This is a genomic window from Marinobacter sp. BW6, from assembly GCF_008107725.1.
GTDB lineage: Bacteria > Pseudomonadota > Gammaproteobacteria > Pseudomonadales > Oleiphilaceae > Marinobacter.
Window position 1 is genome coordinate 844,767 of the sequence record NZ_VIRN01000064.1, and the last position, 14,595, is coordinate 859,361.

General features: G+C 57.6%; 13 protein-coding genes and 1 tRNA gene. 10 read left to right on the top strand and 4 right to left on the bottom strand.

Translation table 11 applies throughout. The annotated features are described in order from the left end of the window. The first annotated feature begins 7 nt into the window (after window positions 1–7). The 10 genes from tpiA to pnp all read left to right on the top strand — a co-directional run bounded on the left by tpiA (window position 8) and on the right by pnp (window position 10,339). On the top strand, window positions 8–766 hold the full coding sequence (gene tpiA / locus FMN52_RS12410) for a triose-phosphate isomerase (RefSeq protein ID WP_148608905.1): 759 nt from the start codon (window positions 8–10) through the stop codon (window positions 764–766). A 24-nt stretch (window positions 767–790) separates the two neighbouring features. Next, entirely contained in the window at window positions 791–1,171 is a 381-nt protein-coding gene (secG, locus tag FMN52_RS12415) for a preprotein translocase subunit SecG (RefSeq protein ID WP_148608906.1), read from the top strand. A gap of 7 nt (window positions 1,172–1,178) precedes the next feature. Beyond that, window positions 1,179–1,263: transfer RNA gene (locus tag FMN52_RS12420), tRNA-Leu, on the top strand. 320 nt (window positions 1,264–1,583) lie between these two features. Next, complete coding sequence (gene rimP, locus FMN52_RS12425) at window positions 1,584–2,045, top strand: ribosome maturation factor RimP (RefSeq protein WP_088559066.1); 462 nt, start codon at window positions 1,584–1,586, stop codon at window positions 2,043–2,045. Window positions 2,046–2,100: 55 nt separating this feature from the next. Next, complete coding sequence (gene nusA / locus FMN52_RS12430) at window positions 2,101–3,594, top strand: transcription termination factor NusA (protein ID WP_148608907.1); 1,494 nt, start codon at window positions 2,101–2,103, stop codon at window positions 3,592–3,594. 18 nt (window positions 3,595–3,612) lie between these two features. Next, window positions 3,613–6,159, top strand: coding sequence for a translation initiation factor IF-2 (gene infB, locus FMN52_RS12435; RefSeq protein ID WP_148608908.1), 2,547 nt, complete (start codon window positions 3,613–3,615; stop codon window positions 6,157–6,159). Further along, on the top strand, window positions 6,159–6,581 hold the full coding sequence (rbfA, locus tag FMN52_RS12440; RefSeq protein WP_148608909.1) for a 30S ribosome-binding factor RbfA: 423 nt from the start codon (window positions 6,159–6,161) through the stop codon (window positions 6,579–6,581). The genes infB and rbfA overlap by 1 nt, the downstream gene beginning before the upstream one ends. Further along, window positions 6,578–7,519, top strand: coding sequence for a tRNA pseudouridine(55) synthase TruB (truB, locus tag FMN52_RS12445; protein ID WP_148608910.1), 942 nt, complete (start codon window positions 6,578–6,580; stop codon window positions 7,517–7,519). Before rbfA ends, truB begins: the two co-directional genes overlap by 4 nt. 78 nt (window positions 7,520–7,597) lie before the next feature. Continuing rightward, on the top strand, window positions 7,598–7,867 hold the full coding sequence (gene rpsO, locus FMN52_RS12450; RefSeq protein WP_064230008.1) for a 30S ribosomal protein S15: 270 nt from the start codon (window positions 7,598–7,600) through the stop codon (window positions 7,865–7,867). 351 nt (window positions 7,868–8,218) lie between these two features. Further along, window positions 8,219–10,339 (top strand): polyribonucleotide nucleotidyltransferase, encoded by a 2,121-nt coding sequence (gene pnp / locus FMN52_RS12455; protein ID WP_148608911.1) that lies wholly within the window; start codon window positions 8,219–8,221, stop codon window positions 10,337–10,339. 51 nt (window positions 10,340–10,390) lie between these two features. Here the strand turns inward: pnp and FMN52_RS12460 are convergent, their stop codons facing one another. The 4 genes from FMN52_RS12460 to FMN52_RS12475 form a co-directional block, all read right to left on the bottom strand. Further along, window positions 10,391–11,263 carry an alpha/beta hydrolase gene (locus FMN52_RS12460; RefSeq protein WP_148608912.1) on the bottom strand — a complete coding sequence of 291 codons (873 nt, stop codon included), beginning with the start codon at window positions 11,261–11,263 and terminating at the stop codon, window positions 10,391–10,393. Continuing rightward, window positions 11,233–13,098 carry a DUF4105 domain-containing protein gene (locus tag FMN52_RS12465; protein ID WP_148608913.1) on the bottom strand — a complete coding sequence of 622 codons (1,866 nt, stop codon included), beginning with the start codon at window positions 13,096–13,098 and terminating at the stop codon, window positions 11,233–11,235. Before FMN52_RS12465 ends, FMN52_RS12460 begins: the two co-directional genes overlap by 31 nt. A gap of 89 nt (window positions 13,099–13,187) precedes the next feature. Then, window positions 13,188–13,652: a DUF3015 domain-containing protein gene (locus tag FMN52_RS12470; protein WP_148608914.1), complete on the bottom strand. Its 465-nt coding sequence runs from the start codon at window positions 13,650–13,652 to the stop codon at window positions 13,188–13,190. Between the two features lie 239 nt (window positions 13,653–13,891). Continuing rightward, entirely contained in the window at window positions 13,892–14,593 is a 702-nt protein-coding gene (locus FMN52_RS12475) for an ABC transporter ATP-binding protein (protein ID WP_148608915.1), read from the bottom strand. Between the last annotated feature and the right edge of the window lie 2 nt (window positions 14,594–14,595).

Sequence of the window (14,595 nt, forward strand, 5' to 3'; positions counted from 1 at the left end):
AACTGTTATGCGTCGGAAGATTGTAGCCGGAAACTGGAAAATGAACGGGTCGAAAGACCTGGCACAAACGCTGGTAAGCGATGTGCGATCCCAGGCGGCCTCTCTTGATAATGGCGTCGAGGTTGTTATCATTCCTCCCGCTATTTATGTCGGAGACGTAGTCGCAAGCGCAGGTGATAGCCTGTCAGTTGGCGTTCAGAACGTGGGGCAGTGGGCTTCTGGCGCCTACACCGGGGAAGTTTCCGCGGATATGGCTGTGGATCAGGGCTGTCTGTATGCTCTGGTCGGGCATTCCGAGCGTCGCCAGCTCTTTGGTGAGACAGACGATGCAGTAGCCGAAAAGGTCGATCGCATCATCGGCGCCGGGCTTCATGCAGTGCTGTGTGTTGGCGAGACTTTGGAAGAGCGCGAGGCTGGTAAAGCCGAAGCTGTTGTCGCCTCTCAGGTGAAGGCGGGGCTCGCGAAAGTCGCAGCGGATGACTGGCAGCGCGTTGTTGTTGCTTACGAGCCGGTCTGGGCGATCGGTACGGGTAAAACAGCGACGGCGCAAGATGCTCAAACAATGCATGCGTCGATCCGAGGCGTGCTTTCGGAAATGGGCGCGCCGGCCAATGAGATATGCCTGCTTTACGGGGGCAGCGTAAAAGCGGATAATGCAGCCGCTCTTTTTGCCGAGCCGGATATAGACGGTGGTTTGATCGGCGGAGCGTCGCTCATAGCAGAAGATTTTGTAAGTATTTGCCGGAGTGTTCCGGCGAGTACCTGAATTTAAAGGTTCGCGAGATTCGTTATGGATTGGGTAGAGACACTGGTAGTCGTTGTGCACGTGGTGATCGCGGTGGCGCTGGTGGGTCTGGTGCTGATCCAGCAGGGCAAAGGCGCTGATGCCGGTGCCGCCTTTGGTGGTGGTGCCTCCCAGACGGTGTTTGGTAGCCAGGGCAGCGGAAGCTTTCTGACCCGCTTTACGACCCTGCTTGCAGTGGTATTTTTTGTGACAAGTTTCTCGCTGGCGATTTTCGCCAAGCAGCGTGCCGAAGTGGCAGGGGAAGCGGGTATTCCTGTGGTTCAGGAATCCAGCGATGCTGCCCCGGCGGACACCGCTGCTGACAATGGTGGAGCCTCAGTCAGCGAAACCGAGGGTGGGGAGTCCGATCTTCCTGAACTCGAGTAAGAATGTTGCCCGGGTGGTGAAACTGGTAGACACGCTATCTTGAGGGGGTAGTAGCGAAAGCTGTGCCGGTTCGAGTCCGGCCCCGGGCACCATATAGAAGAAAAGCGGCTTGGAGTTTCCAGGCCGTTTTTTTTGGTCAGTCCTTGACCAGTCTGTCCGGCGTCTCTATACTCCGGCGGATATTGGGACCTGCCGCGTGTTATTGGCGGGTTTCTGGCAGGCCAGGTGTCTGTCAGCAGGAAGCGGTACACCGGTTTGCTTCCTGCGAGTTCTTGCAACAAAAGGCCCCATTGTCAGGGGCTTTTTGATTAAGGGGCCTGGCGCAACGGGCCCTGGTGCATAAAAAGGGCTGATAAAACAGCCCTTTTTTTGTTTTTGGGGCCGGTAAATCTGATAACGGAGAAGGCGCAACTTGTCAGCCAAGCTTAAGCAACTGGAAGACATTCTTCAGCCCGTAGTGGAAGGCTTGGGGTATGAGTTCTGGGGCATTGAATTCCGCTCGCAGGGACATCATTCCCTGTTAAGAGTGTTTATTGACGACGCCGAAAATGGCATCGGCATTGAGGACTGCGAAAAAGTCAGTCGTCAGATCAGCGGTGTGATGGATGTGGAAGACCCCATCCAGACCGAATACACACTGGAGGTCTCATCCCCGGGGATGGATCGCCCGCTGTTTCGTCTTGAACAATACGAGGCCTTTGTTGGTCACCAGGTTCAGATTCGTCTCCGGATGGCGTTTGAGGGCCGCCGGAAGTTTCAGGGGCTGATCAAAGGCGTGGAAGGTGATGATGTGGTTGTGGTCGTTGATGATCACGAATATCTGCTGCCATTCGACAGCATTGAAAAAGCCCACATCGTTCCGGTATTTGAATGAACGAATTGAATAAAGTCCGTGGACGCACAGTTGATTTTAAGGGCAGGGCAATCCAATGAGTAAAGAGATCTTGCTGGTGGTTGAATCCGTCTCGAACGAGAAAGGTGTCGAGAAGGATGTGATTTTTGAAGCGATCGAGCTGGCACTGGCCACCGCTGCCAAAAAGCGCTTTGAAGACGAAGAGGCGGATATCCGCGTATCAATCGACCGGAAAACCGGCGAATACGAAACTTTCCGCCGTTGGTTGGTTATGGATAACGATGCCGTTCCTGCGCTGGGCACCGAGCTCACCCTGCAGGAAGCCGAGGAAATCGACCCGGCCCTGAAGCCCGGCGATATCCACGAAGAGAAAATCGAATCCGAAGCCTTTGGCCGTATCGGTGCTCAGGCAGCGAAGCAGATTATCTTCCAGAAGGTTCGTGAGGCAGAGCGTACCAAGATCGTGGACAGCTACCGCGACCGCGTTGGTGAGCTGGTTTCGGGCACCGTCAAGAAAGTGACTCGGGATAATGTCATTGTAGATCTGGGTGCCAATGCCGAGGCGCTGTTGCCCCGGGAATTTCTGATCCCGCGCGAGACGTTCCGCATGGGTGACCGGGTACGTTCCCTGCTGCTGGAGATTCGCACAGATCATCGTGGCCCCCAGCTGATTCTCAGTCGCACCTCACCGCAGATGCTGATTGAGCTGTTCCGCATCGAAGTGCCGGAGATTGCTGAAGATCTGATCGAGATCCGTGGTGCTGCCCGTGACCCGGGTTCCCGTGCCAAAATTGCGGTGAAGACGAATGATCGCCGTATCGATCCCGTTGGTGCCTGTGTCGGCATGCGTGGCTCACGGGTTCAGGCCGTGTCCAATGAATTGGGCGGTGAGCGTGTTGATATCGTGCTCTGGGATGATAACCCGGCCCAGTTGGTGATCAACGCCATGGCGCCCGCAGAAGTGGCTTCTATCGTAATGGACGAAGACCGGCACACCATGGAAGTGGCTGTGGCGGAGGATAACCTGGCACAGGCAATCGGTCGTAATGGCCAGAATGTCCGCCTGGCGACGGACCTGACCGGCTGGACCCTGAACGTGATGACCGAGGAAGAGGCCGGTGAGCGTCAGGAGCAGGAATACGGTCGTCTTGTCGAGCATTTCACTGGCAATCTGGACGTTGATGAAGAATTCGCCGGTGTGCTGATCGAGGAAGGGTTTACCTCCATTGAAGAGGTGGCCTATGTGCCAATGGAAGAAATGCTGGCGATCGAAGGCTTTGACGAAGAAACCGTCACCGAGTTGCGCCGCCGTGCCAAGGACGTCCTGCTGAACCAGGCTCTGGCAAGCGAGGAAGCGCTCGAGGGTGCTGAGCCGGCAGATGATCTACTTGGAATGGACGGCATGGACCGTAGTCTGGCCTTCAAGCTGGCCGGCATGGGTGTGCGCACCATGGAAGATCTGGCAGAGCAGTCGGTAGGCGACCTGCTTGAGATTGAAGGTATGGATGAAGAGCGTGCTGGTCAGCTTATCATGACTGCACGTGCCCCCTGGTTTGAAGACCAGGCTTAATTCGGGAGGAGGACCAGTATGGCTGAAGTAACGGTAAAACAACTGGCCGAAGATGTAGGCGCTCCCGTGGATCGTTTGCTGAAGCAGATTGTGGAGGCTGGCCTGAAAGCCCGCTCCGAGAATGATTCTGTCTCCAGCGATGAGAAGCAGCAGTTGCTGGCCTATTTGAGAAAGACTCACGGTGAGGCTGACGCCGAACCGCGCAAGATTACTCTGAAGCGTAAGACCACCACCACGCTCAAAGCCGGCAAGGCAAAGACCGTCAATGTTGAGGTTCGCAAGCGCCGTACCTATATCAAACGGGCTGAATTGGAGCCTGAGGCTGAAGCTCCGAAGCCGGAAGAGCCGGTAGCAGAGCAGCAGCCGGAGCAAGCGCCGGTGGAAGAGGCGCCAAAGGTAGCGGCGGCCGATCAGGCGCCGCAGCCAGAGGCGGAAAAGCCGGCGGAGGCAGCGACGTCAGAGCAGCCGGAACAAACAGAGTCGGCTGAGGCTAAGAAAGAGCCTGAGCCCGAGCCCGTTCCCGCTCCGGAAGATATGCCGATGCCGCCGCCTGAGGGTGATGGCAAGGATCGGAAGCCGAAGAAAAAGAAAGAAAAAGTTCGCGAGCGTGGCGACGAGGTCGAAGAAGGCAAGCCGAAGAAGAAACAGGCTGGTCATCGTGGTCCTCGCAGTCGTCCGGTGGAAGAGCCGCTGGTTATCTCCGAGGATGAGGAAGAGACCACGCTGCGTAAGCCGCTGCGTGCGAAAAAGAAACCCAAAGAGAAGCGTCATGGCTTCGAGAGGCCGACCAAACCAATGGTCAGAGAAGTAGAGATTCCGGAAACGATTTCAGTCGGGGACCTTGCCCAGCGTATGGCGGTCAAGTCGGCTGATGTTATCAAGACCCTGATGGGCATGGGCGTGATGGCCACCATCAACCAGGCACTGGACCAGGAAACTGCGGTTCTGGTGACTGAGGAGCTGGGTCATAAAGCCAAGACTGTCAGTGAAGATGCGTTCGAGGAAGAGGTTCTGAGTGAATTCTCCTTCGAAGGCAGCGAGAAAACCAAGCGTGCTCCGGTTGTGAGTGTGATGGGTCATGTTGACCATGGTAAGACCTCCCTCCTGGACTACATCCGCCGTACCAAGGTGGCTTCCGGTGAATCCGGTGGTATTACCCAGCATATTGGTGCGTACCACGTAGAGACCGATCACGGCATGGTGTCCTTCCTGGATACCCCGGGTCACGCGGCCTTTACCGCCATGCGTGCCCGTGGTGCACAGTGTACCGATATCGTTATCCTGGTTGTTGCCGCCGATGATGGCGTAATGCCGCAGACCAAGGAAGCGGTGCAGCACGCCCGTTCGGCCGGTGTGCCGATCGTTGTTGCCATCAACAAGATGGACAAGGAAGGGGCGGACCCGGATCGAATCAAGAGTGAGCTGGCTGCCCTGGAAGTTGTCCCGGAAGACTGGGGTGGGGACGTTCAGTTCGTGCCCGTTTCCGCTCACACCGGTGACGGCATCGAAGCGCTGCTTGAGGCCGTCTTGCTGCAGTCCGAAATCCTCGAACTTGAGGCCTCAACGGATGCGCCGGCCAAGGGTGTGGTCGTGGAATCCAGCCTTGAGCGTGGTCGTGGTTCCGTGGCGACCGTTCTGGTGCAAAACGGTACCTTGCGCCAAGGTGATATGGTTGTTGCCGGTGCCTATTTCGGCAAGGTCCGGGCGATGACCGATGAAGCTGGTAAGCAGACGAAAGAAGCTGGCCCGTCGATTCCGGTTGAGATTCTTGGTCTTAACGGTACACCGGATGCCGGTGACGAATTCTTCGCCGTGGCCGACGAGAAGAAGGCCAAAGAGCTGGCCGAGTTCCGTCAGAGCCGTGAGCGGGAACAGCGTCTCCAGCGCCAGCAGGCGGCCAAACTCGAGAACCTGTTCGAGAACATGGGCAAGGACGAGGTCAAAACCCTCAATGTCGTGCTCAAGACCGACGTTCGTGGGTCTCTGGAAGCCATCACCAAGGCCTTGCAGGACCTCGGTAATGATGAAGTCCAGGTCAAGATCGTGTCTTCCGGTGTCGGTGGTATTGCCGAGACCGACGTCAGCCTGGCCATGGCAACCAATGCGGTTATCTTCGGCTTCAACGTGCGTGCAGACAGTGCGTCCAAGCGTCTGGTTGAGCAGGAAGGCCTGGATCTTCGCTACTACAGCATCATCTACAACCTGATTGATGATGTGAAAGCGGCGCTGACCGGGATGCTGGCACCGGAATTCCGCGAAGACATCGTTGGTATTGCCGATGTTCGCGACGTGTTCCGTTCGCCGAAGTTCGGCCAGGTGGCCGGTTGTATGGTCACCGAAGGCACCGTGTACCGCAACAAGCCGATCCGGGTTCTGCGGGACAACGTGGTTATCTTTGAAGGCGAGCTGGAATCCCTGCGTCGCTTCAAGGACGACGTGCCTGAAGTCCGAAACGGCATGGAATGCGGTATTGGTGTTAAGGGTTACGACGTGAAAGTCGGCGACCAGATCGAGGTCTTCGATCGCGTCCGGGTCGAGCGCAAGCTTGAGTCCACGGGGGCCTGATGCCAAGAGAGTTCAGCCGTATTGATCGCATTGGCGATCAGATGCAACGGGAACTGGCCCAGCTCATCCAGCGGGAAGTCAAAGACCCGCGGGTGGGCATGGTCACCGTCAACGCGGTCAAGGTCAGTCGCGACCTTGGCTACGCCGATATCTATGTATCCCTGCTTTCCACCGAAGAACTGACGGAGGAGTCTCCGGAGGTCAAGGAATCGATTTCGGTGCTCAACAAGGCTTCGGGCTTTCTGCGCGGTCAGGTAGGTCGTGCGATGAAGCTCAGGGTTGTGCCCCAGCTGCGGTTCCACTTCGATACGCTGCAGGGATACAGCCGTAAGATGGATAGCCTCATTCGGGAAGCGGTCGGCGACAAGCCGGCCGTGGACCGGACCGAAGACGATCAGGACGATCCGGAGCGTAACGCTTGAGCCGCAGACGCAAAGGCCGTGACGTTAACGGTATTCTGGTTATCGACAAGCCCATCGGTGTCACCTCCAACGGTATCCTGCAGCAGGTCAAACGCCTGTTCGGGGCCGCCAAGGCGGGCCATACCGGCGCTCTTGATCCCCTGGCCACAGGCGTGCTGCCATTGTGTTTTGGTGAGGCCACCAAGTTCTCCCAGATGATGCTCGACAGCGACAAAGCCTATATTGCTACCGCCCGGCTCGGAATTCAGACCGAAACCGGCGACAGCGAAGGCGCAGTCGTTGCCGAGAAACCGGTGCCCACGGGTTTGACTGCGGGTGTACTGGAGCCGGTTCTGGACGGTTTCCGGGGTGATATCCAACAGGTTCCCTCCATGTATTCGGCGCTCAAGCACAAGGGGCGTCCGCTCTACGAATATGCCCGTGAAGGTATCGAGGTGGAGCGCCCGGCGCGACCGGTCACCATCTACGAGCTGACCCTCCTGGACATTCGTGAGAATGAGCTGGATATTGCGGTCAGCTGCACCAAGGGTACGTACATTCGCTCACTCGTTGAGGATATTGGTGAAGCCCTGGGTTGCGGTGCCCATGTGACGGCATTGCGCCGCACCATGGCCTCGGGGTTCACCCTGGCCAATGCCCACGCAGTGACTGATCTCGAGGCGATGCGTGAACGGGGTGAAAGCCTTGATGGCCTGCTCGTGGCACCGGATGCCGCGCTGTCCATGTTCCCTGAGCACCGTCTGGCGGGGCAGGCGCTGGTATCGATCTTGAACGGACAACCGGTTAGAATACCGGGTCGGGCCTATGAAGGCTTCGTGCGTCTCTATGCAAGTGAGAGCGCTAACGAGAGCTTCGTGGGGCTGGCAGAAGCATTCCCGGAAGGCGAACAGACCAATCTGGTTCCACGCCGACTGGTGAAGAGCAGCGGAAAGCGTTAGGCGCTCCGCTGTCTAGCCGGGCTGTAGAGATGCGCGGTTCGGCCGTATTCGAAAGCATCGCAAACAATGAGGTGAGTTATGGCACTTTCTGCCAACGAGAAAGCACAGATCGTTCAGGATTTTCAGCAAGGTGATGGCGATACCGGTTCCCCTGAAGTTCAGGTGGCACTGCTGAGCGCTAACATCAACAAGCTGCAGGATCACTTCAAGGCCAACAAGCAGGATCACCATTCCCGCCGCGGCCTGATCCGGATGGTTAACCAGCGTCGTAAGCTGCTGGACTACCTCAAGCGCAAAAACGCCGACCGTTACCTGGAGCTCATCCAGCGTCTGGGTCTGCGTCGCTGATCCGGGTCTCTACGACCTGAGGGCTGTGCCGGTGTTCCCGGTGGCAGCCGTCAACCAGCAGGCCCTTCACCGGGTCTGCTGGTTGTGTTTTTCTCCCACTGCAGTTGGATTGTCTGTGTTTTCGAAGGATTCCCTGTCGTAATGGAAAGCCGAAATTGATAGCAGGTTGTTGAAAACCCGGGCCCGGCGGCTTCTGGAACTGCCGCCCTTCAGACCGGGGTTTTGCAACAGCCTGTTAGCTTTCAGACGGGTTGCTCTTCAGACCACAGTACATCATCTGCAGAACTATGGTCTCGTGCGCAGGGGCGTTCGGGACGAATCAATCTGGAACAGATAGACCAGGAGTTTTTTGTGGATCTGAAACCTTTCAAGAAATCGTTTGAGCTTGGCGGCAAGACCGTCACTCTGGAAACCGGCCGTATTGCCCGTCAGGCAACCGGTTCCGTACTGGTAACCGTGGATGATATTTCCGTTCTCGGTACCGTTGTTGGCGCCAAGGAAGCCAAGCCCGGCCAGCCATTCTTCCCGCTGACCGTGAACTACTTCGAGAAGACCTACGCCGTGGGCAAAATCCCCGGTGGCTTCTTCAAGCGCGAAGGTCGTCCTTCCGAGAAGGAAACCCTGACCTCCCGTCTGATCGACCGTCCGATTCGTCCGCTGTTCCCGAACGGCTTCATGAACGAAGTTCAGGTCATCACCACGGTTATGTCCTCCAGCAAGAATCAGGATCCTGATATTGCTGCGATGCTGGCCGCGTCTGCGGCGCTGTCCATCTCCGGTATCCCGTTCGATGGCCCCATCGGTGCGTCCCGTGTGGGTTACACCAACGAGCGCGGCTACTTCCTCAACCCGACCTTCGAAGAGCTGCAGACCTCCCTGCTGGACATGGTTGTTGCCGGCACCGAAGACGCGGTTCTGATGGTTGAATCCGAAGCCAAGGGCCTGACTGAAGACCAGATGCTGGGCGGCGTGCTTTACGGCCACCAGGAAATGCAGACTGCGGTTGCGGCGATCAAGGAATTTGCCGCTGAAATCGGCAAGCCCCGTTGGGACTGGCAACCGGCGGTCGAGAACACCGAGCTGCTCAATGCCATCAAGGCGGACTTTGCCGGTGCCATCGGGGAAGCCTATGGCATCCGCGACAAGATGGCCCGCTACGAGCGCCTTGGCGAAGTGAAAGCCGCTGCCGTTGAGAAACTGGCCGGTGAAGAGGAAGGCCAGCCTTCCGAAGACGAAGTCAAAAAGTACTTCGGCAAGATCGAGAAAAACGTGGTTCGCCAGCAGGTTATTGATGGCAAGCCCCGGATCGATGGTCGTGACAACAAGACTGTCCGTCCGATCGAAATTGAAGTGGGTGTTCTGCCCAGCGTTCACGGTTCTGCCCTGTTTACCCGTGGCGAGACCCAGGCCATCGTGACCACCACTCTGGGTACGTCCCGTGATGTGCAGATCATTGATGCACTGGAAGGTGAGCGCAAGGATCCGTTCCTGTTCCACTACAACTTCCCTCCGTACTCCGTGGGCGAAGCTGGTCGTGTGGGCACACCGGGTCGCCGTGAGGTTGGCCATGGTCGTCTGGCCAAGCGTGGTGTTCTGGCGGTTATGCCGACCCTCGAAGAATTCCCGTACGCCATCCGTGCGGTTTCCGAGATCACCGAGTCCAACGGTTCCAGCTCCATGGCTTCGGTCTGTGGTTCCAGCCTGGCGCTGATGGATGCGGGTGTGCCCATCAAGGCGCCGGTGGCCGGTATTGCCATGGGTCTGGTCAAGGAAGGCGACAAGTTCGCGGTTCTGACCGACATCCTGGGTGACGAGGATCACCTGGGCGACATGGACTTCAAGGTTGCCGGTACCCAGGAGGGCGTGACCGCCCTGCAGATGGATATCAAGATCAACGGCATTACCGACGAGATTATGGAACTTGCGCTTGAGCAGGCCCACGCAGCGCGTCTGCACATTCTGGGCGAGATGAACAAGGTGATCTCTACCCCCCGTGCCGAGCTGTCTGCCCGTGCGCCGAGCATCACCACTATCAAGATCAATCCGGAAAAGATCCGCGACGTTATCGGTAAGGGCGGTTCTGTGATCCGTTCCATCTGTGACGAGACCGGCGCTTCCATCGATCTGGATGATGACGGCAATGTGAAGATCTACGCGGATAACCAGGAAGCTGCCCAGGCGGCGGTGAACCGGGTCAAGGAAATCACCGCTGAGATCGAAGTGGGTGCTATCTACAAGGGGCGCGTTGAGCGCATTGTGGACTTCGGTGCCTTCGTTAACATCCTGCCTGGCAAGGATGGTCTGGTGCACATTTCCCAGATCTCTGATCGCCGCATCGAGAACGTAACTGACGAGCTGAGCGAAGGTCAGGAAGTTCTGGTGAAAGTGCTGGATGTGGACAACCGTGGTCGGGTGAAGCTGTCCATGAAGGAAATCAAGGAAGGCGACCAGCCGACCGATTTCTCTGCCTGATCGTTTTCGGGCTTAATAAAAGCCCGCCTTTCCTCTGGATCGGCGGGTTTTTTATTGCGCCATAAACCGAATCATTTCCTTCCGGTACCCTGGAATAACAAACGTCGCCCCATGTGGCGTATCCGTCTGCAAAAACTCCTTGGGCTCCTCTGCAGCTTCGTACAGGGCCTCCCCATGATGAAACGGAATAATCCCGTCCCGCACGCTGTGGATCACCATTACCGGCACCGGGCTGATTCTGGGGATATGATCCACGCCCTCGTAGTCCTCGGGAATGGTCCAGCTCAGCGGAATCTGAAATGGCCAGGTAAGCCAGAATTCGCCCAGTTTCTCCCGGGCGATTCCACGGAAGCCTGAGAATGTGCCATCCAGGATGACGCCATCCAGGCGGGGCTCCTCTTCCCTCTGGGTCCACTCACTGGCCAATGCGATTCCCAGCCCACCGCCAAGGCTCTGGCCGAGGATGAAAAGCGACCGTCCATTGACTTCCGGCTTTTCGGCCAGCCAGCGCAGACCGGTTTCGACATCATGCAGGGCGCCTTCGATGTCCGGGTCGCCGGTGGATTTGCCGTAGCCCCGGTAGTCGATGGTGAATACGTTGTAGCCTCTCTCAGGCAACCAGGCCACGTTCAAGATGTGGCTACTGATGTTCTGGGCGTTGCCGTGGAGGAAGTAGACAGTGCCCCTGGAGTCACTCTCAGGCGCGTCTGCAGGCAGCCACCAGCCGTGGAGAGTTTCGCCGTCTGCGGTGTCGATGTAGATATCTTCGTATTCGAGATTAAGTCGGTCCGGGGTGATGTAAGTCACCCGGTCCGGGTAAAAGAACACACTGCTGCAACCGGATAGCAGAAGTAGGGCGATCAACAGCCCGGTTAACCGGGCTGTTGCGGCGGTCAAAAGTAGGCGTGGAGTCCGGCGTGCCATGTGCTCTGGTACCTGTCGTAGTGGTCTTCTCTGGCGAATTCGGCAAACAGACTGAACTCCCGCCCGATGTGCCAGTTGGCTTTGGCGTAGAGTTGGTCCTGACGATGTTGGCTGCTGACGATCCAGGCCTTGGTTTTGGCACCGGCGAGCAGGCTGAACCGATTGTTCTGGTGCAACAAGCCTACGTCGGCCCCCGGGGCCGCATCGTAGCCTCGGCGCAGGTCGTCGTCGATTTCCAGGTCGGCGGTGGCGATGGCAAAGGCCTGGGTTTGATGGCCCAGGCGCCAGCTGCCGCCGGCGCCGCCCTCAAGGTAGGGGGTCAGGACCCGGTCGTTGCCGGTGTCGGTTCGGCGGCCACCAAACCCTACCTGCCAGGACAGCGGCGAGAAAAAAGCGTTCCGCGGGCTCAACGAGCGGATTTCCACGCCGGTCAGTTGTTCCAGTTGAAGCTCGTCGTTGTCTGTGTAAAGACGCGCGTCGAGTCTGAGGAATTGAAGCTGGGCGCCGGTGCGGTAGCCAGCCGGCGGATCAAGGACGTCATGGTAGGCCGGGCGCAGGGTCAGCTGGGCGAATTCCCGGTGCGCCTGCTGGCCAGCTCCCAGGCTCAGGCGAAAGGTGTCGTGGCCCTGATCGTCTCTGACAATCGGCTCTGGCGGCGCCTCCGGCGGAGCCACATTGTTGATCTGGCTGCGCTCTCTCAAAAGGTCATGGGAGAGTGGCGCCGCGATTTCCCGGGGCCAGCCGTCGGCCTCGCTCTTGTAGCGAACATAATCGTAGGTGGCGTCCAGAACATGTGCTCGTTGCTCGGCTGGCAGTGACCTCACTTCGCTACCATCAGCGGCTACGTATCCGTTGGCGATGGCTGCCGCAAGGGTCTGTTGATCGTCGGGCAGGGTAGAGAGACTGTAGGCCACCGACGTGGCAGCCGAGGGCCGGTAATAAACGTCGCTCACCAGATCCTTGTCGACCACCCAGCGTACCGTGTCCGATGGGATGGCGTGAGTGCTCACTTCGCCCAGAAGATCGGTGCCGGGGCGGGCGATGTCTATCAGGGCCAGCAGGCGGTAGGCACAGTTCTCGTCGAAGAAGTAGTAATCAAAATTCCGATCCCTGATCTCCCAGGCGTGAGCGATCATCAGGTCCACTTCATCCTGCGTGAGGTTCAGTTTGTACTCCCACAGGTCACGATGTTCGATGTCGGAGTACAACCGGATTTTCTCGTAGTAGGGCTGGACGGAGGTGATGCCAGGATAGCCGCCAAAAATGCCCTTGTAGGCAAACAGTAGCTCACTGTCGTGGGCAGCGGCGTCGGCCGCATAAGAAATTGTGTTGGCCAGCAGCAGATTGGTGTCGTCATCATCCTGGGGAGGATCAAGGCGCAGAAACGTGTGGCCGAACATGGACGAAGGGCTGTTCAGGTATGAGGCGGCGAACACCAGGGTCACGGTCTCGGTGTTCAGTGTTTCCGACCATTCCTGATACCCGGGGCAGTCGATTTCGGTTAACGATAGATCCAGTTGCTGACGAAGCCAGGTTTCCCGGGCCGGGAAACGGCAGCGGGCGTGGTCATTGCCTTGGCCGGGCTTCTGGATGGCGTCGAGGGTTGCCTTCAGCTCCGCCTGTGGTGAGTGTTTGCCGTCTTCGCTCAGAAAAAAGGCCGGATCGTCGGCCTGGCTGGTATATCCATCGCCAAAGGTGTCGGGCTGATAATGGATAAGTGTGAGCCAGGCAGGATCGAGATGGAGTTCGGATGTGTTTTCAGGCGTATTAGCCTGGGTTTGCAGGCTGACTGCAAGCCAGATCAGCGCTGGCCCAATGCGAAGCATGTTGCCCATGGGTGTTTACTGCATCCGGGGTTGAACGGTATGGAGGATGGAACAATGCGCCGTCCCTGGCGCATGAGAGTCCATTCAATGAGTCATTATCAGGCTGCTACGTACTTGCTGAGTGACTCGTTTTTCTCCAGCAGCGCGACGATGGCATCGACCGCTTCGCCGGAGGTGGTGTCAGAGCTCGGGAAAATGGTGGCAAAGTTATCTTGCAGCACTTTGCGGAAGGTGTCGCGGTCAGCCTCGTCGACGCCCAGAAGAACGGCCATCGTGTCGAGGTTCTCGCCAGAACCGCGGGACATGTCCCGGGCAACCTTATCGATGTTGCTGTCCATGTACATAGCCATGGACTGAACAGACTGGTTCGTCTGGCAGCCAAGGGTGCCAGTGGTCATGCCAAAGGTCTGGTTACCAAAGGTCCCGTTGGTGGTTGCAGCCAGTACGTGGGGAGCAATGCCGGATTGTCCTTTCCAGATCATGGCACCCACACCGCAGCCCGGTTGGGCAAAGGCCATGGAGGAAGCACCCAGGAGAATTGCACCTGCGATCAGTTTTTTCATTATCCACTCCTTTCTGTGGTTTAAAGCTGTCGTCGCAATACACAATGCTGCCCCTGACGTGGAGCAGCATTGCGAAAACGGCCCTGACTGGTCTTGTGGAGACAGGTTGACCGTTGGTTTGAGTATAGTTGATATCCAGCCAGCGCAAGTTAAAAGGTGGGTGAGTAATTGATTTGGCCTAAAAAAGCCGGAACATGTTGGCATGTTCCGGCTTTTCATTCACAGGCAACGATCAGAGATCAGCCGCCAAGGTACGCATTCTGGACATCCGGGTTTTCCAGCAGGTTCTTGCCCGTATCGTGCAGGCGAATCTTGCCGGTTTCGAGCACATAGCCACGGTCTGCCAGGTTCAGCGCCTGGTGGGCGTTCTGCTCTACCAGGAATACGGTGATGCCTTCCTCGCGCAGCTGGCCGATGATCTCAAAGATCTGTTTGATGATCAGCGGTGCCAGGCCCAGCGATGGTTCATCAAGGATGATCATCTCTGGCCTGCTCATCAGTGCCCGCCCGATAGCCAGCATTTGTTGCTCGCCGCCGGACATGGTGCCGGCACGCTGATGTTCGCGCTCCTTCAGGCGGGGGAAGAGCTCGTAGACGTGCTCCTGGCTCTTGCGGATTTCGGTCTTGGTGTTGAAGAAACCACCCATGTGGAGGTTTTCCTCAACCGTCAGGCCTGAAAATATCCGCCGCCCTTCAGGGACGATGGCAATGCCGGACCGCATGATCTGGGCAGTCGGTTCACGGGTAATCTCCCGGCCCTCCAGGAAAATGCGACCGGAACTGGCCTGTGGGTTGCCGCAAACGGTCATCAGTAGAGTGGTTTTGCCGGCGCCGTTGGCGCCGATCAGCGAGACGATCTCACCCTTTTTGACCTCGACAGACACCCCGTGCAAGGCCTCGATCTTGCCGTAATGGGTATGGACATCTTCTAGTACTAGCATGT

What these genes read in the sequence shown, in the direction of transcription:
- infB (WP_148608908.1), top strand. Translation starts at nt 3,613, where the DNA reads ATGGCTGAAGTAACGGTAAAACAACTGGCCGAAGATGTAGGCGCTCCC.
- FMN52_RS12465 (WP_148608913.1), bottom strand. Translation starts at nt 13,098, where the DNA reads ATGGGCAACATGCTTCGCATTGGGCCAGCGCTGATCTGGCTTGCAGTC.
- FMN52_RS12475 (WP_148608915.1), bottom strand. Translation starts at nt 14,593, where the DNA reads ATGCTAGTACTAGAAGATGTCCATACCCATTACGGCAAGATCGAGGCC.
- nusA (WP_148608907.1), top strand. Translation starts at nt 2,101, where the DNA reads ATGAGTAAAGAGATCTTGCTGGTGGTTGAATCCGTCTCGAACGAGAAA.
- secG (WP_148608906.1), top strand. Translation starts at nt 791, where the DNA reads ATGGATTGGGTAGAGACACTGGTAGTCGTTGTGCACGTGGTGATCGCG.
- FMN52_RS12460 (WP_148608912.1), bottom strand. Translation starts at nt 11,263, where the DNA reads ATGGCACGCCGGACTCCACGCCTACTTTTGACCGCCGCAACAGCCCGG.
- FMN52_RS12470 (WP_148608914.1), bottom strand. Translation starts at nt 13,652, where the DNA reads ATGAAAAAACTGATCGCAGGTGCAATTCTCCTGGGTGCTTCCTCCATG.
- tpiA (WP_148608905.1), top strand. Translation starts at nt 8, where the DNA reads ATGCGTCGGAAGATTGTAGCCGGAAACTGGAAAATGAACGGGTCGAAA.
- rpsO (WP_064230008.1), top strand. Translation starts at nt 7,598, where the DNA reads ATGGCACTTTCTGCCAACGAGAAAGCACAGATCGTTCAGGATTTTCAG.
- rbfA (WP_148608909.1), top strand. Translation starts at nt 6,159, where the DNA reads ATGCCAAGAGAGTTCAGCCGTATTGATCGCATTGGCGATCAGATGCAA.